The sequence below is a fragment of the Paenibacillus sp. FSL P4-0176 genome, assembly GCF_037975265.1.
Lineage (GTDB): Bacteria > Bacillota > Bacilli > Paenibacillales > Paenibacillaceae > Paenibacillus > Paenibacillus amylolyticus.
Genome location: NZ_CP150242.1, coordinates 6,776,960 through 6,799,322, shown reverse-complemented (window position 1 = coordinate 6,799,322; position 22,363 = coordinate 6,776,960). Strand labels below are relative to the sequence as shown.

20 protein-coding genes are annotated in these 22,363 nt (G+C 47.8%); 15 read left to right on the top strand and 5 right to left on the bottom strand.

Annotation, left to right across the window (positions count from 1 at the left end; all coding sequences use genetic code 11):
- Positions 1 to 26 precede the first annotated feature (26 nt).
- Positions 27 to 980 carry a nucleoside hydrolase gene (locus MKY95_RS31055; RefSeq protein ID WP_017691781.1) on the top strand — a complete coding sequence of 318 codons (954 nt, stop codon included), beginning with the start codon at positions 27 to 29 and terminating at the stop codon, positions 978 to 980.
- 226 nt (positions 981 to 1,206) lie between these two features.
- On the opposite strand, the gene MKY95_RS31050 is transcribed toward MKY95_RS31055, so the two are convergent.
- The 3 genes from MKY95_RS31050 to MKY95_RS31040 form a co-directional block, all read right to left on the bottom strand.
- Positions 1,207 to 2,925 (bottom strand): methyl-accepting chemotaxis protein, encoded by a 1,719-nt coding sequence (locus tag MKY95_RS31050; protein WP_339195974.1) that lies wholly within the window; start codon positions 2,923 to 2,925, stop codon positions 1,207 to 1,209.
- 273 nt (positions 2,926 to 3,198) lie between these two features.
- The gene (locus tag MKY95_RS31045; protein ID WP_339195972.1) at positions 3,199 to 3,930 is read right to left on the bottom strand and encodes a DUF3105 domain-containing protein; all 732 of its coding nucleotides are present in this window, start codon (positions 3,928 to 3,930) and stop codon (positions 3,199 to 3,201) included.
- A gap of 467 nt (positions 3,931 to 4,397) precedes the next feature.
- The gene (locus MKY95_RS31040) at positions 4,398 to 5,315 is read right to left on the bottom strand and encodes a hypothetical protein (protein WP_338588991.1); all 918 of its coding nucleotides are present in this window, start codon (positions 5,313 to 5,315) and stop codon (positions 4,398 to 4,400) included.
- A gap of 375 nt (positions 5,316 to 5,690) precedes the next feature.
- On the opposite strand from MKY95_RS31040, the gene MKY95_RS31035 reads away from it, so the two are divergent.
- The 7 genes from MKY95_RS31035 to MKY95_RS31005 all read left to right on the top strand — a co-directional run bounded on the left by MKY95_RS31035 (position 5,691) and on the right by MKY95_RS31005 (position 13,412).
- Positions 5,691 to 6,035, top strand: a complete 345-nt coding sequence (locus tag MKY95_RS31035) for a Na-translocating system protein MpsC family protein (protein ID WP_017691786.1) — start codon at positions 5,691 to 5,693, stop codon at positions 6,033 to 6,035.
- Between the two features lie 249 nt (positions 6,036 to 6,284).
- A complete protein-coding gene (locus MKY95_RS31030; RefSeq protein ID WP_036613093.1) occupies positions 6,285 to 7,355 on the top strand; it encodes an ABC transporter substrate-binding protein in 1,071 nt (356 codons plus the stop codon).
- 305 nt (positions 7,356 to 7,660) lie between these two features.
- Complete coding sequence (locus MKY95_RS31025) at positions 7,661 to 8,599, top strand: nucleoside hydrolase (RefSeq protein WP_339195970.1); 939 nt, start codon at positions 7,661 to 7,663, stop codon at positions 8,597 to 8,599.
- A gap of 204 nt (positions 8,600 to 8,803) precedes the next feature.
- Positions 8,804 to 9,625 (top strand): ABC transporter permease, encoded by an 822-nt coding sequence (locus MKY95_RS31020; protein ID WP_036612869.1) that lies wholly within the window; start codon positions 8,804 to 8,806, stop codon positions 9,623 to 9,625.
- Positions 9,626 to 9,629: 4 nt separating this feature from the next.
- On the top strand, positions 9,630 to 10,421 hold the full coding sequence (locus MKY95_RS31015) for an ABC transporter permease (protein ID WP_017691790.1): 792 nt from the start codon (positions 9,630 to 9,632) through the stop codon (positions 10,419 to 10,421).
- An 18-nt stretch (positions 10,422 to 10,439) separates the two neighbouring features.
- Complete coding sequence (locus tag MKY95_RS31010; protein WP_036612866.1) at positions 10,440 to 11,498, top strand: ABC transporter ATP-binding protein; 1,059 nt, start codon at positions 10,440 to 10,442, stop codon at positions 11,496 to 11,498.
- A gap of 174 nt (positions 11,499 to 11,672) precedes the next feature.
- Positions 11,673 to 13,412: an adenine deaminase C-terminal domain-containing protein gene (locus tag MKY95_RS31005; RefSeq protein ID WP_339195967.1), complete on the top strand. Its 1,740-nt coding sequence runs from the start codon at positions 11,673 to 11,675 to the stop codon at positions 13,410 to 13,412.
- 122 nt (positions 13,413 to 13,534) lie between these two features.
- Here the strand turns inward: MKY95_RS31005 and MKY95_RS31000 are convergent, their stop codons facing one another.
- Positions 13,535 to 13,720, bottom strand: a complete 186-nt coding sequence (locus MKY95_RS31000) for a hypothetical protein (protein ID WP_047840795.1) — start codon at positions 13,718 to 13,720, stop codon at positions 13,535 to 13,537.
- 232 nt (positions 13,721 to 13,952) lie between these two features.
- Between MKY95_RS31000 and MKY95_RS30995 the strand changes: the two genes are divergently transcribed.
- The 3 genes from MKY95_RS30995 (at position 13,953) to MKY95_RS30985 (ending at position 16,891) form a co-directional block, all read left to right on the top strand.
- The gene (locus tag MKY95_RS30995) at positions 13,953 to 14,690 is read left to right on the top strand and encodes an HAD family hydrolase (protein WP_339195964.1); all 738 of its coding nucleotides are present in this window, start codon (positions 13,953 to 13,955) and stop codon (positions 14,688 to 14,690) included.
- Between the two features lie 382 nt (positions 14,691 to 15,072).
- Positions 15,073 to 15,552 (top strand): Dps family protein, encoded by a 480-nt coding sequence (locus tag MKY95_RS30990; protein ID WP_179088680.1) that lies wholly within the window; start codon positions 15,073 to 15,075, stop codon positions 15,550 to 15,552.
- A gap of 127 nt (positions 15,553 to 15,679) precedes the next feature.
- Positions 15,680 to 16,891, top strand: coding sequence for a nitric oxide synthase oxygenase (locus tag MKY95_RS30985; protein ID WP_036612852.1), 1,212 nt, complete (start codon positions 15,680 to 15,682; stop codon positions 16,889 to 16,891).
- 49 nt (positions 16,892 to 16,940) lie between these two features.
- Here MKY95_RS30985 and MKY95_RS30980 read toward each other — a convergent pair whose 3' ends face one another.
- Positions 16,941 to 18,299, bottom strand: a complete 1,359-nt coding sequence (locus MKY95_RS30980; protein WP_036612850.1) for an MFS transporter — start codon at positions 18,297 to 18,299, stop codon at positions 16,941 to 16,943.
- Positions 18,300 to 18,554: 255 nt separating this feature from the next.
- On the opposite strand from MKY95_RS30980, the gene MKY95_RS30975 reads away from it, so the two are divergent.
- From MKY95_RS30975 to MKY95_RS30960, 4 genes are read left to right on the top strand one after another with little or no spacing between them, the layout of a single operon-like run.
- The gene (locus MKY95_RS30975; protein ID WP_036612848.1) at positions 18,555 to 19,664 is read left to right on the top strand and encodes an ABC transporter ATP-binding protein; all 1,110 of its coding nucleotides are present in this window, start codon (positions 18,555 to 18,557) and stop codon (positions 19,662 to 19,664) included.
- Entirely contained in the window at positions 19,654 to 20,487 is an 834-nt protein-coding gene (locus tag MKY95_RS30970; RefSeq protein ID WP_017691799.1) for an ABC transporter permease, read from the top strand. Before MKY95_RS30975 ends, MKY95_RS30970 begins: the two co-directional genes overlap by 11 nt.
- Positions 20,462 to 21,271, top strand: coding sequence for an ABC transporter permease (locus tag MKY95_RS30965; protein WP_036612847.1), 810 nt, complete (start codon positions 20,462 to 20,464; stop codon positions 21,269 to 21,271). The genes MKY95_RS30970 and MKY95_RS30965 overlap by 26 nt, the downstream gene beginning before the upstream one ends.
- Positions 21,268 to 22,341 (top strand): ABC transporter substrate-binding protein, encoded by a 1,074-nt coding sequence (locus MKY95_RS30960; protein ID WP_047840792.1) that lies wholly within the window; start codon positions 21,268 to 21,270, stop codon positions 22,339 to 22,341. Before MKY95_RS30965 ends, MKY95_RS30960 begins: the two co-directional genes overlap by 4 nt.
- Positions 22,342 to 22,363 lie beyond the last annotated feature (22 nt).

Sequence of the window (22,363 nt, the reverse complement as noted above, 5' to 3'; positions counted from 1 at the left end):
CAACCAGGGGAAGGATGAAAGCAAGCATGACGAACCAACTTAATGTGTATTTTAACCATGACGGCGGCGTGGATGACCTCGTATCGCTGTTCATGCTTCTGCAAATGGACAATGTACATGTAACCGGCGTATCGGTTATTCCGGCAGACGGATATCTGGAGCCAGCAACAGATGCCAGCCGTAAAATTATCGATCGTTTCGGTACATATTCCGTAGAGGTATCCAAATCCAACTCCAGAGGGAAAAATCCATTTCCTGCGGCGTGGAGACTGCATTCCTTCTATGTAGATGCACTTCCTGTACTGAACGAGTCCGGCAAAATGGAAGCACCACTCTCTGCCGTTCCGGCACACCAGCATCTGATCGAGAAAGTGCGCAATACCGAAGGCAAAACGTTGCTCCTGTTCACAGGCCCACTGACTGACCTTGCGCGTGCACTGGACGAAGCACCAGACATTGAAGAGAAAATCGACAAGCTGGTATGGATGGGCGGTACATTCGAGCGTGGTAACGTAGAAGAGCCTGAGCATGACGGCACAGCTGAGTGGAACGTATTCTGGGACCCGGAAGCGGCTTACCGTGTGTGGCAAAGTGGCATCCAGATTGATCTGGTTGCACTGGAAAGCACGAACAAAGTACCTCTGACTCCAGCCGTTCGTAACCGCTGGGCAGCAGAGCGTCGCTTCGAAGGCGTTGACTTCCTGGGTAACTGTTACGCAGGTTGTCCGCCACTGGTGTACAGTGAGACAAATTCCACATACTATCTGTGGGATGTGCTGACAACGGCTTCCGTTGGACGCGAGGACATCGTGAAGAAGAAAACCGTGAACTGTATTGTCATCCCGGATGGTCCTAGCCAGGGCCGCACGGTGGAGCAAGCAGACGGACGTCCAGTACAACTGGTCTATGATACCGATCCGGAAGCGTTCTTTACGTATATGACGGATTTGGGTAAAAAAGCTGCTCCGCAGCGCTACTAATTCAGGCAGCCTCAGGGCTTGCCATCCTTAAAGGTACAACAAAAATAAAGCCGCAGGCAGTGGTCTGGATATGGGGTTGAACCCCATGATCCCGTCCCTGCCGTGCGGCTTTTTGTTTTGGGCTGATTTATATAGATTGATAACAACGATCGGAAGGTTGTTCTGTCATCGAAGTGGCAAGTGTAAATATTCTTTAGTTCAATCTATATAGTAATCTAGCTGCCCGCTATATTTTAAATCGACTAATCAATCCGTTTAACTCACTGGACAATACCCGCAGGGATTCGGCGGATGCACTCATCTCATCCATGGATTGCAACTGGCTACCGGTAGCTTGCGATACCTTCTGGATACTTGAAGAGGATTCGCGTGAGATATGTTCCATATCCTCGACGGAAGCGGACACTTCTTCTGCACTGGCAGACAGCTGCTCAGATGCTGCGGATACTTCGTGCAGACGTTCATTCATCGTCTCAATCCCGGTATGAATGGATGTGAATGAACGGCCTGCCTCCTGAACAACAGCGAGACCGGATTGGACTGCTGATGTGCTGGCAGACATATGTTCTGACAACAGGGCAGTCTGGCGTGTCATCTCGGCGATCAGTTCGGTTACATGCTGGGACGATTGCTCTGATTCCCCCGCAAGCTTGCGAACCTCTGAGGCAACCACCGCAAACCCGCTGCCATACTCTCCTGCACGAGCGGCTTCAATACTTGCATTAAGTGCGAGCAGATTGGTCTGTGAAGCGATACCTTTCATCAGATGTGCCACCGACTCAATTTTACCTGAGTACTGCTCCAGCTGGGAGGTGGAGGCTACCATCTGCACATTTGCTTGATGAATTTTGTCCATGCTGTCAATTGCCGTGTTGATGTTGGCTTGACCTTGCACCGCATTATTGGTCGTTTCCTGTGATACATCGGCGACCATAGAAGAAGAATTCGCAATGTGCTGCATGCTGCGTGTGATCTCTTCCATGGCTACCGTAACTTCGCCTGCACGAGCCACCTGTTCGGCAGCTCCACTGGCCGTATGATTCGTATGCTCGGCAATACGCTGACTAGCTTCGGCAGTTGCCTGTGAATGTTTGGATACACCTTCTGCAGCCTGTAGCAGAGAATCGGAGCTTTGACGGATGCCCGTCATGACATCACGGGTACCTGTAACCAGATGTTTGAACTCGGAAGCGAGCTGTCCCACCTCGTCCTTGCGACTAAGTTCAACGTTGACGGTCAGATCGCCTTTTCCTACCTGGGTAATTAACTTCTTCAACTTCACCAATGGTCGGGTCAAGTAATGGGCGAATCCATACACCAGCAAGACACTCAGCAGAACAATAGCCAAGGCTGTCCAGATCATGGTCATACGGTTGCGGGACATCAGTTCATAGACCGCAGTGGAATCCAGATCTGCACCGACCAATCCTAGTACTTTCCCGTCAGCCCCATGGATCGGCACATATGCTGTAATGGTAGCGCCATATTCATCCTGTGTGAGTTCGCCCCGAATAGGCTCATTCTGTTCAAAAGCTTGCAGCATTCCTTCATAATGGGTCTCTTCTGCGGAACCGTAAGGGGAGAAGTCATCCTCTGCCACATCGGCAGCAGCCCCATCCACAACGTAGAAATATGTATTTGTTCCATTTTCTTCGCGTGTACCAAGGGTGTACAGATACTTGAGTCCATTGGCCTCGCGCAGCTGACTGAGCTGCTCACGCAATATGCCGTAATACGCTGTCTGGTCCTGTCCGGTACTGAGTGGTGCATACAGAGAGGTGTCAATTAATGCAGCTGCCCGTTCACCCACAGCCTGTGCCTGCATCCCCATGGATTGCTCGACCAGTTGGGCCGATGAACGGTACATGGTAATGCCAAGAACCGCACCCGCGGCCAGCATCAGACAGGAAAAAAATAAAAAGATCCTCATAAACAAACTGTTCATTGGTAAAAGTGTTCCCCCTTGATCTGTTGAATCAATCTTCTCTTTGTCTCTTTACTTGGTGTTTGTCGTTTTTCTTTGGTTCGTATGTATTGTATATCAGATATACAGTTTTCTACTTGAAATATCGGCATCCGGTCCATAAAGAATTAGCCCCCGAGTCAATTTGATTCGGGAGCTAGTTTTGTTTCAATCCTATATTGACCATGCCCATCATTGGAAGAAACCTCATGGTTACTCCTTAGAGGGGCTTCATATAACTTAGTGATTACCTGATTACATTGTTCCGCCGCCCTGGCGAACAGAGGCAGGAATCTTTTCAGGTCCCTGATTAATATATTTATTAATAAAAGTACCCACCTTGGCATCATCGAATTGGTCGAGCTTCATCGTTTTGGTCCATGCGGTCACCACGACTTCACTGCCTTCGGGAATATCCTTGTTGGGTACAGCCAGAATACCTGCTCCGGCTTCGCGGAATTTAGCGAGGTATTTCAGATGTTCCTTCAAATCCTCGCTTGCGTTCTCACGATAATAGATGATGATATCCCCGTGCTCCAGATTGTGTACCAGGTAATTGTAACCCGGGAAGTCGGTGTAAAATCCAAACTTGATATCATGCGGGTTATGCGGCCCTGAAGTCGGGATCTTCATCTCATACTGAATAGGGTCCTCCGTATGGTCAGCCCCGTAATATTTATCGTCCGTCACATTGATTGTTGCATTGGATTCCAGATCAGCTACATTATAGGTTTTACCTGCCCCTTGCATGAAGAACAGACCAAACGTAATAATCGACACTGCCATCATTACATGTGCAGCCAGTCGAAGGGATCGACTTTTTTTCTGGATGTCCGCCCGCTCTTTCTTTTTCATGTGGCCCAGGATTTTTCCCTGTGTGCGTGATGCCCAGATATAGGCGGCGATGGAGAACAGCAATACAATCACACCTACGATGAGCCACAGGTAGGATGTACCTGCCTCGTGCTCCATTTGCATATGATTCATATGAGTCATGTCCATAGAGAGTTCCTCTGCTTTCTTTGTAAAATGAGTAATTAATACACTACATTATGTAGTGTTGATGGCAACGATAAATCCTCTTATTACGTAACGAGAGTTGCTGGATTGGTTTATTACGTAAATAAGAACATACCTGTTGCACTACACATTATAGTGTATTGTACATGCTCGGCGCAACGCTGCCTTGGAAAACCAAAAAAAGGCGTTCCCCGCGTGAGCAGGGAACGCCTAAATATAAATTTAAAGAGTCAGTAAAATTTTATTTATTGGAATAACCATTTACACGAAACGTAGAGGACAGAAAGAACCTGAAGAAGCGGAAGCGTTCGCCTTTATCTCCAGATTTTCACCTTTGTAAAAGTGAATAAAAAAATCTGGAGATAACAGCGATCGGAAGGTTGTTCTGTCATCGAAGTAACGAGTGTAAACAGCTTTATTCCAACTGAACTATTTTACAGACGTCCAAAAGGTGAAAGCATCAGACTGATGAGTCCAATAATAATCTCACCGAGCAATCGATACAGAATAAAGAATATGACCGCATTGGCGATGAGTACGCTGTACATGCTGTCGATGGCTGCTTTGGTGCGATTCAGTGGATATTGGAACAGCACCGAGTTCAGAGCGACAAAGACAATGATATATGAGACAGCAAGCAAGGAGATCGCGATGGAATAAGAGATGATAATAAACAGATTCGCCAGAACAAGGGATACTACAGCAGGAACAAGCAATGTACCGAACTGGGCAACCAGTGTTTTGGGACGGAAGGTTATTTTTTCAATCTTCAGAATAGCGTACATCAGTGCAATAGAGGCAATCAGAATAATGATGGTGAACAATAGCGGTCTTAAAAATCCACCAATGAACAAGCCGTCCATGCCTATGCGACTAAAGGTAATTAAGAAGTATGTAGAAGATAGAACTGCAATCAGCGCCATCGTTAGCCATCCGTTTAGGGAATGCTGGTCGCCAACAGTTTTCATCGTCTGATAAGGACGGGCCAATACACTGAGGAAATAGGATAGATACTGTTTGCTTACTTCTTTGGCTTGCTGAACTTTCTCATTCTGCACAATATTATTCCACTGATTGGAGCTATTGTCTCCTGCAGAAGCATGGTCATTGGTACCTGTTGATTCTCTCGCCTGTTCCTTGTGAATGGATACGGATGGTGTGTTGGATGGAGCGGATGCCTGGGAAGAGGTAGCCTGTGTGCTGGACCAACGGGTATATTCGGGTTCGGAAGCAGCAGCAGATTCCGGGTTCGGTACAGGAGTTGGTGATGAGGTTGTTTGCGTTAGATTAGAGCCGCACCTCTCGCAAAAATGGGCATCTCCATTTTCATGATTACATACTGGACATTTCATGGTATAAGCCTCCAATTTCTAGAAAATAAAAACATGTCAACATTGTGTCTCATTTTAACGGTTGATGACGAAGTTTGTCTATGTTTCGCAGGAATTAGTACCCAATTAGGGAAAGTTGAAACAAAGGCCTCGAATCCTGTGTATGAAAACGGAGTATAGAAGCAACAATAGTATAGGAATGACATGCAGGCATATTAATGTAAATTCACTGTGGTTTAAGACGAATTGTTTTTGGCTGTTAATGTCTCATCGTTCGCTTTTATGTGTTATTCTCATGTTAACTATATCTTTTGGGTTGCCTATGATCGTATATTTATGTATAATCAATCGTGTTAACACGTCGAATGTACGGTAGTAAGAGATGTGGGTGAGTTCATGGAACTACTGGACAGCAATGAGAGCAAGAAGAAGATGTGCCAGTATTATAACGAAATTTCGAAGGAACTGTTCGGATTTGGCACCACTCTCCTGAGAGTGACCATTGACCAGAATATTGTGACCTTCTACGCGAAGCACCGACGTTCACCGCGCTCTGACGCCCTGGAAGGGGAGGCCCCCGGCTTAAAGCTGGAAGTGGACTTCCGCATGTCTGTCTTATATAAGAAGAAATTCCGGGAGAAGCTCGAGCAACACATGGGTTTGCCAATTGAAGCTATATTACGGGATTATGATGCGTCCACTCAGTGGGCGATCACAAATGTGATTCTGGAACAGGCCTAGGATGGATCGGCAGGATTGATTCTTGTTGATGTATACAGAGGTTATGGCCCGGATTCATGATCAGGTTCCGTACAATTTCATATGATGGCGTCTGTCTTTGGATTGATTCTGAAGCAGAAACCGATGATGTACCGGCAGCGGGTGTCGCTTTCCTTTGTTTACGAAGAAAAGTGTTCTTGTTTATACAAGAGCACTTTTCTTTTTGTTTTTTCATACACATCACATATATCAGGGGGAATCAGGATCATGATGAAAAAGTGGATTAGCGGTTTGGCAGCAGTGGCAATGACATCGGTATTACTTGCAGGTTGTGGCAGCAGCACGGATGATGCAACAGGCGGATCAGGCAGTGGGGGAACCGCAGCGAACAAATTGGTTATCTCCACTTGGGGCTTCTCCGAAGATTTCTTTAATGAAGAAGTATTTGGTCCATTCGAAAAAGAACATAATGTAGACATCGTGCTCGAAGTCGGCAATAATGCTGAACGTCTGAATAAAATTCGTCAAGGAACATCAAATGTCGATGTTATCTACCTGTCTGATTACTATGCACAACAAGGTATCGATGAAGGTCTGTTTGAGAAAATTGACCGCTCCAAAATTCCAAATGTAAATGACATTTATGATATTGCCAAAGCACCACTTGGTGAAGATTATGGCCCGGCCTACACGGTTGGACAGCTCGGTATCGCTTATAACCCGGATCTCGTATCCAAAGAAGTGACTTCATGGAGTGACCTGTGGGACCCGGCGTTCGAAGGTAACCTGACCATTCCAAATATTACGGCAACAGCAGGCCCAATGGTTGTGGATGCAGCTTCCCGTGTAGCTGGAAACGATACGTTTAATGAAGATGCGGCATTTGCTGAACTGAAAAAACTGAGCGGCAATGTGGTGAAATTCTACAGTCAAACATCCGAATTCGTGAATATGTTCTCCCAAGAAGAGATTGCGGGCGGACCGATCATGGAAATGTATTTCAAAGATCTGAAAGCAGCCGTGCCTAATGCGAAGTTTGTTACACCTAGTGAAGGTGCATATGCCGTGATGAACACAATCAATGTCGTCAAGGGCAGCAAAAACAAAGAACTCGCTGAAGAGTTCATCAACTGGCAGCTCAGCCAGGATGTACAAGCAAAATCTGCTAAAGCCAAAGTCGATTCCCCGGTTAACACAAAGGTTGAACTGACTGCTGAAGAAGCAGAAGGCGTAACATACGGCGCTGAAGTTGTTGAGAAGCTGAACAAGCTGGATATGGAATTCGTGAATCAACAGGTTAAAGGCTGGACAGATCGCTGGAACCGTGAGATTGCACAATAAAAAGTAACCGACTAAATAGTTATCTTTGATCCTATATAGTTTAACTAAACTTTTTACACGAGAACGGAGAGGGCAGAAATAACGTGAAGAAGCGAAGCGTTCGCCTAAAAGCTTTCTGAAAGAAAGCTGCTTCGGAAGCACGCGCTATCCCCGGATTTTCCCCTTGAAGAAGGGATTCAAAAAAATCTGGGGATAACAGCGATCGGAAGGTTATTCTGTCATCGGAGTGGTAAGTGTAAATATTCTTTAGTTCAACTTATCATTTGCAGCAAGCAACCATATCACCGCATAGGAGTTGAGAACGGATGAGTGAAGCGCAAAATCGCATCATTCTGGACGTGGACACGGGGATTGACGATGCACTGGCGATTTTGCTGGCCGTCAAAAGTCGGAAGTTGGACATTCTCGGCATCACCACAGTCTGTGGGAACGTATCACTCCAGCAGGCAACAGAGAATACATGTAAAATTCTTGAACTCGCGGGTGCACCTGAAATTCCGGTCATTGCCGGAGCAGCTGGGCCGCTCACTCGCAAGTCGCATTATGAACACCGGGTACATGGACAGGACGGATTGGGCGGTGCGCTGCCTGATCCGGCCGTGTCTAAGAAAGCCGAGGAAGGTTTTGCGCCAGACTTTATCGTGGAACAAGCCAAGCAATATCCGGGCGAACTGACATTAATCATGACCGCACCCTTAACGAACCTGGCACTCGCGCTGATGAAGTGTCCTGAATTGCCTTCTTTATTGAAGGAAGTCATCTTCATGGGTGGCGTAGTTCGTGGACATGGCAACATTACACCAACCGCCGAGTACAACACCTACGCTGATCCAGAGGCCGCACGCATCGTACTGCACGCAGGCATCGAGAAGCTTACCCAAGTCGGATTGGATGTGACGCGTCAAACATTGCTGAATGAAGCAACGATTGAGCGTCTCACTGATCCTGCACTGCGCGCATACGTTGCTCAAAGCACGGAGATTTACATCAACCGTTACGAACAAATGAACGGCGCCCGCGCTTGCGCATTACATGATCCACTAGCCGTGGGCGTAGCCCTTGCCCCGGAACTGGTAGGACGCAAATCGTATTACGTGGATGTCGAAACCGCCAGCCGCCTGTGCGATGGTCAGATGGTATGTGACTTCCAAAACCGTTTGGGCGAGCAGCCCAACACCCTCGTCTGCGAAACTGTAGACGCAGAAAGCTTCCTTGAACTGTTTATCAACGCGTTAAACGCGTAGTTGCTCTGCCCCAATTAGATATTTATACGATTGCGGAGAGTGCAGAACCGATCTGGAGAAGCGAAGCGTTCCCCTTTATCCCCCGATTTTTACCTATGAAAGTGAATCAATAAATCGGGGGATAACAGGGATCGAAGGACGGTACTGCAATCGGAGTATTCAAGTATCAATCTCGAATTAAATTTACAAGTCAGGAGTATCGCGATGAAGAAATCAGTAATCTACTGGCTATTGCTGCCGGGATTCGTGTTTTTGGCGGCATTTATGATCATTCCGATTGTCCTGACGATCGGGTCGACGTTTTTCCAAGAAAACTCCTTCACGTTTGAAGGATACATGCATTTTTTCAGAGACCCATACTTTTTGAAAATATTGCTTACGACGCTGCAAGTCAGCGTGGTCACCACCATCGTCTGTGTGGTGCTCGGATTCCCGACAGCTTATTATATTTCGCAGAAAGCGCCGCGCCGCAAAGGCATTTTGCTGGCACTGGCGATCTTCCCACTGCTGACGAGCCCGGTCGTGCGCTCGTTTAGCTGGATGATTATCCTTGGACGCAAAGGGCTGATCAATAACACCCTTGTTGGTCTGGGTATCGTGGACAAGCCGCTGGACATTCTGTACACGCCGGCAGCGATGATGATCGGCCTGACACACCTGTTCCTGCCATTGATGATTATCTCTCTGGTCGGTGTACTTGAGAACATTGACGGTGACCTGCTCAAAGCAGCACAAAGTCTGGGTGCATCGCGTATTACGGCATTCCGCCGGGTTGTGTTCCCGCTGGCTGTGCCAGGACTTGTGATCGGAGCTGTGCTTGTTTTTGTCGGAAGCCTGACGGCGTATACCACACCTGCCCTCCTTGGAGGCAAGCAGCGCGTGATTGCTACGTTCCTGTATCAAAACGCCATGACCCTCAACGACTGGTATCTGGCCTCGGTTGTTGCCGCGATTATGATTGTGATTACATTTGTCGTGGTCGGTGTCATGAACAAAATGGCCAAAACTTTAAATCCGAAGGGGTAGACATATGCGGGAGAAACATATCGGGCTGGGCCTGTTCAGTCTGCTGGTCTTTATCTTTCTGCTGGGCCCGCTTCTGATCATATCGGTCACTTCGTTTGAACCGGGAACGGTACTCAAATTTCCGCCGGAAGGCTTCTCCTTCCGCTGGTATGAGAATATTTTCAACACAGGCGGTTTCCTCCGCACATTCCAGACGTCCATCATCATTTCCTTACTGGGGAACTTGTTGGCACTGGTGCTCGGAGTTCCGGCTGCGTATGCACTTAGTCGTTACGATTTCAAAGGCAAGTCCGTGCTGAACGCACTGTTCCTGTCCCCGGTGTTGATCCCGGGAATCGTGCTTGGTTTTACATTGATGAAATACCTGATCGTAATCTACCATCTGCCGATGTATCTCGGACTGTTGATCGGTCATACGATTATCATGCTTCCATTTATCATTCGGGTTATAGCGTCGAGTCTGTCGAGCTTTGACTTTGCAGTGGAAGAAGCTGCGCTGAGTCTTGGTGCGGGACGGGTAAGAACGTTCTTCACGATCGTGCTGCCTAATATCCGCTCAGGAATTATCGCTGCCGTGCTGATTGCCTTCTTGGAATCCTTCAACAACGTGGACATCTCGGTGTTCATGACCGGACCAGGGGTAAGCACATTACCGATCCAGATGCTGACGTATGTGGAGAATTATTTTGACCCAACGATTGCCGCGATTTCCGTGCTATTGATGGTACTGACCGGACTCTTAATGTTCGTGATCGAACGGATCATGGGCGGATTTTCATACTTTACTAAACGTTAATTGGAGGCGCAGAACGCTATGGCATTGCTGACATTAGACCACGTATCCGTGGCATACGATAAGCAGACAATCCTGAAGGATTTTCAGTTGGAGCTGGAAAAAGGTAAACTGCTCTCCCTGCTCGGACCGAGCGGTTGCGGCAAAACAACTACGCTGCGCCTCATCGCCGGATTTCTGGAAGCATCACAGGGCAAGTTTATGTTCGGCGGCAAGGATTATACGAAGGTTCCGGCGAACAAGCGGAACTTCGGATTTGTATTTCAGAGTTATGCGTTATTCCCGCATCTATCTGTCTATGACAACGTGGCCTTTGGCCTGCGGATGCGCAAGGTGAAAGACAAGGATATCTCTTCCCGTGTGATGCGAATCCTGGAAGTCGTTAACCTGAATGGATTTGAGAAACGTTTTCCACAAGAACTGTCCGGTGGACAGCGTCAGCGTGTAGCCATTGCTCGTGCATTGGTCATTGAACCTGACCTGCTCTTGTTCGACGAACCACTCAGTAACCTGGATGCCAACCTGCGCCTTAACATGCGGGTGGAGATTCGCCGTATTCAGCAAGAGTTGGGCATCACAACGCTGTATGTCTCTCATGACCAGGAAGAGTGTTTCTCGATCTCGGATCAGGTAGCGATTATGAACAAAGGCGTGGTTGAGCAGCTCGACCGCCCGGAAACCATTTTCAAATATCCGGCAACGGAGTTTGTAGCACGATTCATCGGGTTCCATAATTTCATTGAATTCGCGGAGCGCAGTGATGCAGGTGAATTAATCACACTGAGTGCAGGTGGACGCACATTTACAGCAACCGCACATCCTGGAACAGCACGTCCTGGTGCACGCAAAGGTGCGATTCGCCCGGATGATCTGATCGTTAGTGGAGATACTTCTGCGGATGTGGTGAATGCTTTGCCGGGGATTATCAAGGTCAGCACGTATCTGGGACGCAGTTATCAATATGTAATCGAGACGGAACTTGGTGACTTTACAGCAAATCAAGAGATGGAAACACCATACCTTAGCGGGCAACGTGTTAGCCTGATCTTCCCACAAGACAAGCTTGTACTGGTGGAGTAGTCGTGAATGTAAGGAACAGTATTAAGAAATAAGAGCAACAAAGAAGGCATTTCATGCGAAGATTCCGGGCGAGGCAGTGGTACGCAATCAAGTGCAGTATAACTGATTAAAGTGCAGGTTCATTGTCCGGTTCGCATCGTGGTGAAATGCTTGTGAAGAAGGAGATTATGCCCCATGCGTGCAGATCAACTGATTGTGAATGTACATGTGTATAACAGTTATTATAAACGGTTTGAAATGAACAACGTCGCTGTATTGGACGGCAGATTCCTATATGTTGGACCCGGTGGACCTGAGATGATTCAGGCAGACGAAGCCATTGATGCGCGGGGAAGATACATGATTCCTGGCTTGATCGATATCCATCTGCATATCGAAAGTACGATGGTGACGCCGGAAACCTTCTCCCATGGTCTGATTGGCTGCGGGGTAACGTCCATTGTCGCAGAACCGCATGAGATGGCGAATGTGTTCGGGCTGGAGGGTGTGCAGGAGATGATGGCTGTGAGTCGGGAGACGACAGTAGATATGTTCTATGCGATCCCGAGTTCCGTTCCGGCAACCCCGATGGAGACAACAGGTGGTTCGATTGAGATTGAAGATATGGACGTGTTGCTCGCGACTGGAGAGATCATCTGTCTGGGCGAGATCATGAACTATGTCGATGTCATCCGTGATCCGGAGTGCAAGACAAACCAGATTTTACAGCATATTCGCAAAAACTATCCCGACCTGGTGATCGAAGGTCATACACCGAAACTGCTTGGACTTGATCTGCATCGACTGATCTACGCTGGCATCGATTCCGACCACACTCATCAGAGCATTGAGGGATTACAGGCGCGGATTGCGGCAGGTATGTTTATTGAAATTCAAGAGAAATCAATGACCCCGGAAGTCATGGAGTACCTGATTCAACATGATGTGGCGCAGCATTTCTGCTTTGTAACGGATGATGTGATGCCGGATTCACTGGTGGAGCGTGGTCATCTGGATCATATCGTACGTAAAGCTATTCAGATGGGGATGCGTCCGGAAGACGCGATTTATGCAGCAACATCAACCCCTGCTTCCCGGATGAAAATGACCGATCGTGGCAGCGTGGCCCCGGGCAAAGTAGCCGATTATGTGTTGTTATCTAACCTGGAGGAGCTCGCTATTGATCAGGTGTACAAAAACGGCCGCAAAGCTTATGACGATTACGAACCGTATAAGCAGGAACGCATAACCGGGCAGTTCCCACCTCATTTCTATAAGAGTGTACAGTTGGAGAAGCTGGGCGTAGCAGATTTTGCAATTCAGTTGTCAGACCCGAAAGTCAATGGATCAGGTGTTGATCTCGCCGGTGAAGGTGAGCACCAGTGCCGTGTCATGATGGTGAAGGATGGTTCTACCTTTGTGGAAGAGCATATTGCACCGGTTCAGTCCTCGGAAGGTGAATTACGCTGGGAAGAAAGCGGATATGCGCAGATCGCGACCTTTGAACGTTATGGTGTGAACGGCAATCGTGCACATGGTCTGATCGGTGGAGACACTATCAAACGCGGTGCTATTGCAACGACATATTCACATGACAATCACAACCTGCTGGTTGTAGGACGTAATCGTGAAGATATGATATTGGCAGCTAACACAGTGATTTCGAGCCAGGGTGGTTTCTGTGTGGTGGAAGACGGCAAGGTGTTGTCCCATCTGGAACTTCCTGTAGGTGGCATTTTGACGGAGGAACCACTTGCAGTGGTATCCCATCAAGTGAAGGAACTGAGAGCAGCGATGTTGTCTCTTGGGTACGTGCATTACAATCCGATCATGTCGATTAGCACGCACTCCCTTGCGGTAAGTCCCGCGCTGAAGATTACGGACTATGGCCTGATTGATGTGAATGCAGGTAAGGTTGTATCGTTAATTGTTTAATCTGAGAAAACACCCCTGCTCACAAGTGTGAGCAGGGGTGTTTCTCAATGTATTAAAAATAATCGTCAGCATGCCTTCAATAAAGTGTGCTGCTCTTCATATCGTATATCGTTTGCTTATGATTATAATAATTTCTCTGGATTCTTTACTTTTATTGAAACAACCTCACCGCAATCTAAACAAACCGTAAATACTCTTTCCGAACCTAGTGCCATTTTCTTGTCCAATGGACGAAGATTGATGAAGTCCGAGGCTTGTACGAAAGACGTGCCTCCGCAATCCGTGCATTTCTTTTCAGAAGTATTCATCGCGTATTCCACCTTTTAGTAATTAGTGTTTAATGTGTTATTAGATAATTGTATTCCATTAAATGGAATGAAGCAATCATCTATATGCCAGCTGAATAATGGGCTAATCCTCCCATGGAATTAATGTATCTCCATAGCATGATGTTTCATGGTTTGGACGAGGCATAGGATTACATATATAGTAGTAAGAAAAGAATGTTTGGATGCAAAAGCAGGAGGATAGACAACCATTATGAATGAAATAAATAATGCTAAAACGATATTTTTCGACGTAGATGATACGTTATATGATCACTTGCAGCCACTTCGTGGCGCGTTGCAGGACGTTCTCGGCCTGCCGGATGAGTTCCCTTATGCTGAGGCCTATCATCGTTTTCGATATTATAGTGACTGGCTGTCTGCACAAGAAGATTTGTCCGCTGTACCAGAGCCGGATGCAGTAGAGCGAATGCGCCGTCGGAGGTTTGAGTTGACGATGGAGGAATTTGGACTACCCCTACAATCGGGACAGGCTGAAAAACTGCAAGCACAGTATCTGAGCAGACAGTTTGAGATTGTACCTTTTGAAGGAGCGTATGAGTTAATCAGAAGGCTTCAGGCAGAAGGGCATATCGTTGGTCTAATCACCAATGGAGAAGGAGAGCATCAGCGCCGCAAGCTTGAAGCACTGGATGTGCTCAGTCTCGTGGACGAGCATCTGATTTTCATCTCCGGTACGACTGGTTATGCGAAGCCGGATCGCAGGTTGTTCGAATATGTGAGTAAACAGTCCGGGACAGATGCCCGTTCCAGCTATTACATCGGCGACTCGTGGCGTAATGATGTGGTAGGTGCAGTGGATGCAGGTTGGACAGTCATCTGGTTCAACCATCGGGAGGCGCTGCCGGAGTCCGATCATCAACCTCATTTTGTAGCATCAAGCTATGAAGAGATCAGTCGTATTCTGACTTTTGAGTTTGTTAAGCAATAAAATTGTACAGGTGGGTTCATGCAGTCCTATCATCTCACGGAGATGAAGGGCTGTTTTTGCGTTATTTGCACTGTGAGAATATTCGCAGTATGTGAGCGTAATTAAAGGTATAAATAAAAAGTGGGATCTGGTGCAAGCAGTACTACAGATCCTCATTAATCAGCCGTGTGGCCAGTGAACTCCACTCTTTATAATGATATAGGATGAAGCTCAGCTTCATGGAATCTTCATGTACAAGACAGGGCAAAATCCTTCCCAAACAGGATATGCGGTGTTATAATTAAAACAAGATTTAGATTAAGTCTAAATTAAAAGAAGCGAATCAAAGCAATCCATTATAAAATTCAAATTCTATTTTTATATTCGAGAGGGGATAAATTCCATGAGCACAATCCAAACTAGAAACAACACTTTTGCTAACAATGCCACCGCACTTCAAGAGGTCCTGAACCGTCAGATCGCAGGTTGGTCCGTATTGTACACGAAACTGCATAACTTCCACTGGTATGTCCAAGGGCCTCATTTCTTCACACTACATGCCAAATTCGAAGAACTGTATAACTTGGCTACGGCAAATATGGACGAAGTTGCAGAACGTTTGCTTGCTATTGGTGGACGTCCGGTAGCTACGATGACTGAACAGCTACGTCTCTCTCCGATTGAAGAGGCACAAGGCCGGTTGTCTGCTGAACGTATGGTAGAGTCGGTGGTTGCTGATTTGCACACGATGGTGGAAGTGATTCGTCAAGGCATTCACGAAGCAGGAGAAGCGGAAGATAACGCAACGGAAGATATGCTGATTGGATTCACCGCTGCGCTGGATAAAGAGGTCTGGATGTTAACCGCATTTCTGGGCAAATAAGCAAAGTCACCCTACATCCTGACAACGATATGTAGAGTCCGTGAACAAAGTGTCCGTTCGCTTACAAATCCGGTGTGCTTGCCGTATAATGATGGCATTCAAGATGTACAGAATGGTGGAATGAACGATGCGGTCAGACCTGGAACAATTGCAGGAAGAAGCTGAACGGTTTATATATACATGTTATGAAGAGCTGGGCCATTCGCGTGAAGACGCAGAGGCCCGGCTTGTTGCCGTTATGGGAGAGATCGAAGTAACTGGTACTTATGTGCATACCACAGAGGAATTGGAGCAGGGTTGTAAAATGGCATGGCGGAACAGCAACCGCTGCATCGGGCGTCTGTTTTGGGATAAATTGCGGATCGTGGACGCCCGTCACGCTGATACGGCAGGAACGGCAGCAGAAGCTGTGCTGAATCATATCCATGTGGCATCCAACGCTGGCAAAGTAATCCCGATGATTACCATCCTTCCAGCGGATGGGCCGAATGGAACTCCGGTACGCCTCTGGAATCATCAGCTTATTCGTTATGCGGGATATGAGACAGAGCAAGGTATTATCGGAGATCCTGCTTCGGTGGAGCTGACCAAGGCGGCGATGTCACTTGGCTGGCAAGGGGCAGGTAGCCCCTATGATGTGTTACCGCTCATTATTCAGGCACAAGGACAAGCCCCAGAGTGGTATGTTGTACCTGAAGAAGAGATTGTGGAAGTGATAATTGAGCACCCGGAGCAGAAGGAGATTGCTGAGCTGGGTATGCGTTGGTACGGCGTTCCGATGATCGCCGATATGCGTCTTGAGATTGGTGGCATATCTTATCCGGCAGCGCCGTTTAATGGTTGGTATATGGGTACCGAGATCGGCGCCCGTAATCTGGCGGACACGTTCCGGTATAACAAGCTGCCTGCGGTGGCGGAAGCGTTTGGATTGAATACGTCGAGTGAAACGACATTGTGGAAGGATCGTGCGTTAGTAGAGCTGAATGTGGCTGTGCTGCATTCGTTCAAAAAAGCAGGTGTGAGCATTGTAGATCACCACACGGCGGCAACGCAGTTCGATTTATTTGAACAGCGGGAAGAGAAGGCTGGGCGTGAACTGACCGGAGATTGGGTGTGGCTGATTCCGCCAGTGTCCCCGGCGACAACACATATTTTCCACAGCTCCTATCGTAATGAGATCGTGAAGCCGAACTTTTTCCATCAGGATCAGGCGTATACCCTGAAAGATGGCGTGGCATCTGCCGCAGAACTGCGAAGCAGTGAGCAGCAGAATGCACAGGTAGAGAATCACCAGCCGCAGGCCGGAGATGCACCAATGAAATGCCCGTTTGCACATTAAATTGTGCAGGCGGGTTATTTTTTGTGATCCTTTTTTATCAAACGAAGAACTACCCCTCTTTCAATCGATATCGACTGCGCATCACGGCCTGAACTACAATGGCAGCAGCAATCAGCACCAGATTGAACACAAACACGGAGTACAGCGATCCAACTTCCGTAAGCAACGCAGCAACCAGTGGAGACAAGATGGAGCCGATCTCAGCGGCAGAGACAATTTTGCCTATGACAGAACTTCGATTCTCGTCCGGGACATGATCACCAATATGAGCAAAGAACGAATCCATGTAACATGCTCCGCCCACCCCGCCAATCAACATGCCGACGTAGACCCATAGATGGGAGGACGTGCTTAGAAATACAGCAACTTCGATTCCAATTAGGAACATGCCGAGCATGCAAAGCAACAGACGATCGCCTAACCGGTCAGAGAGGTAACCGACAAAGGGAGCAGCGGCAAGCGTAGAAATCCCTGAGACGGTGAAGGCGAGACTGGTTGCAAACGGGTCCCAATGCATGATGTGAGCTGCATACAGTGCAAAATAGGTGAGAAACACCGCATAGGCGCTCATCTCCAGAAAATGTACCGTGCCGTAGCCGATCAGCTGTTGACGCTGGGTAAGCTCTGTATGCACCTCCTGAGTATGCTTTGCATCAGACGGTGATGAAGATAAAGGAGGCGCAGTTGATACAGTAGTATCAGGGTGGGAGTCACTTGTGGTGGAATCTACAACAACTTCATCCGTGGAGATAAGTGAATGTGTTAAGTTGTCCAGAGGTTCTTGCTTTACGCCAGCTGAAGGCTCTTCCATCAGAGGATCACTTAGCGTATCCCCAGACTCATGATTAGCTCTAGCTTGTGCCGTTGTCTTCATCCCCATCGCAGCGACCACGGCCATCAGACAACATACGGTAACGAGTAAAAAAGGCACCGACAATGGCCAGTGCAGCGCGAGCCAGCCACTTATGACCGGACCGAGCACCATGCCGCCGCCCTCACTACTGCTGATATATCCATTGTACAGGCCGCGGTTGTCTACATTACCCTCATCTCCGATGATGGAACGTACGACCACGGTAAGGCCCGTGGAAGCGAGCCCCTGTAGAAGTCGGAGCAGGCCGAATAACACCGCAGCAGTAGACAGCGCGAAACCGCCCATACAGACAGCCAGCAGGATTAGCATCAGGATGAGAGCCTTTTTACCACCTAGTTTCTTATAAATTGCCGCTGCTGGAACGCCACCAATTACTTTCCCCACATAAAAGAGTGCAAAAATAACCCCCATCATCCAGCCGGACAGGCCGAATTCTTCAATAAACAAAGGAAATAGGGGCAGGATCATGAATCCGCCCATCTGACTTAAGAAACAAATGGTCATCAGCAAAGGCAGGTTACGACGAATATCCAAGAGCCAAGACTCCTCTCACACATAAAATGGAATCCTAAAATCCTTCATTTACTCCATATGGGTACGTATTATCGACATTACCCGTAATGTATGCAGAATTTTTGAAAATAAGAAGAAATGACACGCGGCGTTTACATCAAAACCATTGCGGATATACCTGAATCATATATAATAGATGGGTTATCTATAAGGATGCATGAACGAAAAGTGTACAGACTTAAGAGGTACCTCAAGTATAAGGGGGCGATGTGAAGCATGTCAGAACAACAACCGATTATCCGCTTCGAAGCGGTGACTCAGCAATACGATCAGGATGAAGCCGTATTGAAGGCGGTCAGCTTTGAGATTGAGCGGGGTAAATTTTATACGCTTCTCGGCCCATCGGGCTGCGGGAAAACAACGATATTGCGGCTGATTGCCGGTTTTGCGGAGCCGACACAGGGCAGTATTTATTTTAACGGTGCGCTCATCAACCGAGTGCCTGCCCACCAACGGCAGGTGAATACCGTATTTCAGGATTACGCGTTATTTCCACATTTGAATGTATTTGAGAACGTAGCCTTTGGTTTGCGGATCAAAAAGATGAAAACGGCTGAAATTCGCAGCAAAGTGTTGGAAGCCCTCAAATTCGTCAATCTATCCGGGTATGAAAACCGGGAAATTGGCGAAATGTCCGGCGGACAACGACAACGTGTCGCGATTGCACGCGCGATTGTGAACGAACCTGAAATTCTGCTACTGGACGAGCCGCTTTCGGCACTTGATCTGAAATTACGGACCGAAATGCAGTACGAGCTACGGGAGCTGCAACAGCGACTGGGCATCACGTTTATCTTTGTTACGCATGATCAGGAAGAAGCCTTGGCGATGTCCGACGAGATTTTTGTCCTGAATGGCGGCGTGATTCAACAGAGCGGTACACCGAATGATATCTATGATGAGCCGATTAACCGCTTTGTAGCAGACTTTATCGGTGAATCGAACATTGTATCGGGCAAAATGAAGCAGGACTTTGTGGTGGAATTCGCTGGCGCACAGCACGAGTGTGTTGATCAGGGTCTCCAGCGGGACGAGCCGGTAGAGATTGTCATTCGCCCAGAGGATCTGGAGATTACAACCGAAGACCAAGGCAAACTCAAGGTCAATGTGGATTCCCAGTTATTCCGCGGGGTGCATTACGAGATATCCACGTACGACGATGCGGGCAATGAGTGGCTTGTTCATTCAACCAAGAAAGCCGTTGTCGGCGCACGGATTGGACTGTATTTTGACCCGGAAGCAGTACACGTCATGCGCTTTAACGAGACCGAAGAAGAGTTCGACAAACGACTCGAAGCCTACCAAGAGGCCGCTCATGCAGACTAAGGCCAGCACACGCAATGCGTATCTGATTCCATATGTATTATGGATGGTGTTGTTTGTTGTGGCGCCGGTTCTGCTGGTCATCTATTATTCGTTCTTCGACGTTGAAGGGAACTTCACGTTTGGCAACTACGCCCGGTTCTTCACACCTGTGTACTTGCAGATGACGCTCAGTTCGTTCTGGTATGCATTTCTGATTACGGCGTTCTCACTGCTTATCTCCTACCCGACGGCGTATATGCTGACCCGGACGAAGCACAAGCAGCTATGGTTGCTGCTGATCATTCTGCCAAGCTGGATCAATCTCTTGTTAAAAGCGTACGCCTTCATCGGCCTGTTCGGAACGTACGGTCTGACCAACTCCCTGCTTGAAGTGGTGGGTATTGGTACACAGCAGATTTTGTTCACCGATTTCAGCTTTATTTTTGTCTCGGTGTACATCTTCATTCCATTCATGATCCTGCCGATCTTCAATGCGCTGGAAGAGATGAATCCATCGTTGATCTATGCGGCGCGTGATCTGGGAGCCTCATCGTGGCTGACATTCCGCCGAGTTATCTTTCCACTGACGATTAGTGGAGTGAAATCAGGCTGTCAGGCTGTATTTATTCCTGCGCTGTCTCTGTTCATGATTACCCGCCTCATTGCGGGGAACCGTGTAATTACGCTGGGAACAGCGATCGAACAGCATTTTCTCGTCACCCAGGACTGGGGGATGGGTTCAACAATTGCCGTCTTTTTGATTATTGCGATGGCGATTATTATGTTCCTGACTGGATCAGGCAAGAAGGAGGTGCGTAATGGGAAGAAACGGAAAGCTGTCTAACGTCTATCTAGCCGTTGTATTCGCCATATTGTACGCACCGATTGCGTATCTGATCTTCTATTCCTTCAATAGTGGCGGCCACATGCGCAGCTTCGAAGGATTCACGCTTGAATGGTACAAAGAGGTGTTCGCTGATACTCGGCTGCTCATCATTGTGCTGAATACATTTATCATTGCGCTCCTGTCATCAGCGATCTCTACGATCCTTGGTGTAGCAGGAGCACTGGCGATCTACCATGTGCGTCGCAAACGGACCAAGAACACGCTACTGTCACTCAATAACGTGCTCATCGTTAGTCCGGATGTCATCATTGGTGCATCGTTCCTGATTCTGTTCACCATGATTGGTATCAAACTGGGCTTCACTTCGGTTCTGCTGTCTCATATTGCATTCAGCGTACCAATTGTCGTGATCATGGTACTGCCGAAGCTGCAGGAGATGAGTCCAACTCTGATGGACGCGGCACGCGATCTGGGTGCTGGTTCATGGCAGATTCTGACGCGTGTGGTGCTGCCATACGTGAAACCAGGTATTTTTGCCGGATTTTTCATGGCGTTGACGTATTCGCTCGATGATTTCGCAGTAACATTCTTTGTTACGGGTAATGGGTACTCTACACTCTCTGTAGAAATATACTCGAGAGCAAGGCAGGGTGTATCCTTGTCCATCAATGCGTTGTCTACCCTGTTATTCCTGCTCACGGTGCTGCTGGTAGTCGGATATTACTTCATTAACCGCCGTGCAACACGGATACCTCCCGGAGGAAAGGGGCTGCGACCATGAAGCAACTGGTACGGACATTTGCGCTTGTTTTTGTGGCCGCGTTTGCCCTGATGATCCTGGCTTCGTATCTGAATAAGAGTCAGGGTTATTCTGGCGGCAACACGCTGACCATCTATAACTGGGGCGATTATATCGACCCCGATCTGCTCAAGGAATTTGAGGACGAGACAGGTATTAAGGTTATCTATCAGACGTTTGATTCCAATGAAGCGATGCTGACCAAGATTGAGCAGGGCGGTACTACGTTTGATGTGGCGATTCCTTCCGAATATGCGATTAGCAAAATGAAAGAGGAAGACCTGCTCGTTCCAATTGATCACAGCAAATTGACTAACCTGAGCAACATCGATCCGCGGTTCTTGGACTTGTCCTTTGATGAAGGCAACAAGTACTCCATCCCTTATTTCTGGGGAACGGTGGGGGTTGTGTTCAATCCCGAACTGGTGGATGGATTAACGTTTGATAGCTGGAATGACCTGTGGGACCCGCGTCTGAAAAATCAAATCCTGCTCCTTGATGGCGCACGCGAAGTCATTGGGATGGGATTGAACAGTCTCGGGTATTCCTTGAACGATACCAACGAAAATCATCTGCAAGAAGCGCTGAAGAAGCTGTCTACATTGACACCAAACGTCAGAGCAATTGTCGGAGACGAGATCAAAATGTTACTCGCCAATGAGGAAGCAGCAGTTGGACTTGTGTGGTCTGGAGATGCGTCCGAGATTATGGATGAGAACGACAAGCTGGATTACATGGTGCCGGAAGAAGGCTCAAACCTCTGGTTCGATAACATGGTTATTCCGAAGACAGCGAGTAATATTGAAGGGGCTCACCAGTTTATCAACTTCATGTTGGACCCGGATCATGCCGCTCGTAATGCGGAGTATGTCGGGTATTCCACACCGAACGCCGAGGCGCTTAAGCTGCTGCCAGAGGACATCTCGGAGGATGAACGTTTCTACCCGGACGAGACACTGACAGGAAAGCTGGAGGTCTACGATAATCTGGGCAAAAAAATGCTCTCACATTATAACGACCTATTCCTGGAGTTTAAAATGCATAGCAAATAAGAGGTAATAGCATCTGATAACG

Coding starts and splice junctions, on each gene's coding strand:
- MKY95_RS31055 (WP_017691781.1), top strand. CDS start 27: ATGACGAACCAACTTAATGTGTATTTTAACCATGACGGCGGCGTGGAT.
- MKY95_RS31050 (WP_339195974.1), bottom strand. CDS start 2,925: ATGAACAGTTTGTTTATGAGGATCTTTTTATTTTTTTCCTGTCTGATG.
- MKY95_RS31045 (WP_339195972.1), bottom strand. CDS start 3,930: ATGAATCATATGCAAATGGAGCACGAGGCAGGTACATCCTACCTGTGG.
- MKY95_RS31040 (WP_338588991.1), bottom strand. CDS start 5,315: ATGAAATGTCCAGTATGTAATCATGAAAATGGAGATGCCCATTTTTGC.
- MKY95_RS31035 (WP_017691786.1), top strand. CDS start 5,691: ATGGAACTACTGGACAGCAATGAGAGCAAGAAGAAGATGTGCCAGTAT.
- MKY95_RS31030 (WP_036613093.1), top strand. CDS start 6,285: ATGAAAAAGTGGATTAGCGGTTTGGCAGCAGTGGCAATGACATCGGTA.
- MKY95_RS31025 (WP_339195970.1), top strand. CDS start 7,661: ATGAGTGAAGCGCAAAATCGCATCATTCTGGACGTGGACACGGGGATT.
- MKY95_RS31020 (WP_036612869.1), top strand. CDS start 8,804: ATGAAGAAATCAGTAATCTACTGGCTATTGCTGCCGGGATTCGTGTTT.
- MKY95_RS31015 (WP_017691790.1), top strand. CDS start 9,630: ATGCGGGAGAAACATATCGGGCTGGGCCTGTTCAGTCTGCTGGTCTTT.
- MKY95_RS31010 (WP_036612866.1), top strand. CDS start 10,440: ATGGCATTGCTGACATTAGACCACGTATCCGTGGCATACGATAAGCAG.
- MKY95_RS31005 (WP_339195967.1), top strand. CDS start 11,673: ATGCGTGCAGATCAACTGATTGTGAATGTACATGTGTATAACAGTTAT.
- MKY95_RS31000 (WP_047840795.1), bottom strand. CDS start 13,720: ATGAATACTTCTGAAAAGAAATGCACGGATTGCGGAGGCACGTCTTTC.
- MKY95_RS30995 (WP_339195964.1), top strand. CDS start 13,953: ATGAATGAAATAAATAATGCTAAAACGATATTTTTCGACGTAGATGAT.
- MKY95_RS30990 (WP_179088680.1), top strand. CDS start 15,073: ATGAGCACAATCCAAACTAGAAACAACACTTTTGCTAACAATGCCACC.
- MKY95_RS30985 (WP_036612852.1), top strand. CDS start 15,680: ATGCGGTCAGACCTGGAACAATTGCAGGAAGAAGCTGAACGGTTTATA.
- MKY95_RS30975 (WP_036612848.1), top strand. CDS start 18,555: ATGTCAGAACAACAACCGATTATCCGCTTCGAAGCGGTGACTCAGCAA.
- MKY95_RS30970 (WP_017691799.1), top strand. CDS start 19,654: ATGCAGACTAAGGCCAGCACACGCAATGCGTATCTGATTCCATATGTA.
- MKY95_RS30965 (WP_036612847.1), top strand. CDS start 20,462: ATGGGAAGAAACGGAAAGCTGTCTAACGTCTATCTAGCCGTTGTATTC.
- MKY95_RS30960 (WP_047840792.1), top strand. CDS start 21,268: ATGAAGCAACTGGTACGGACATTTGCGCTTGTTTTTGTGGCCGCGTTT.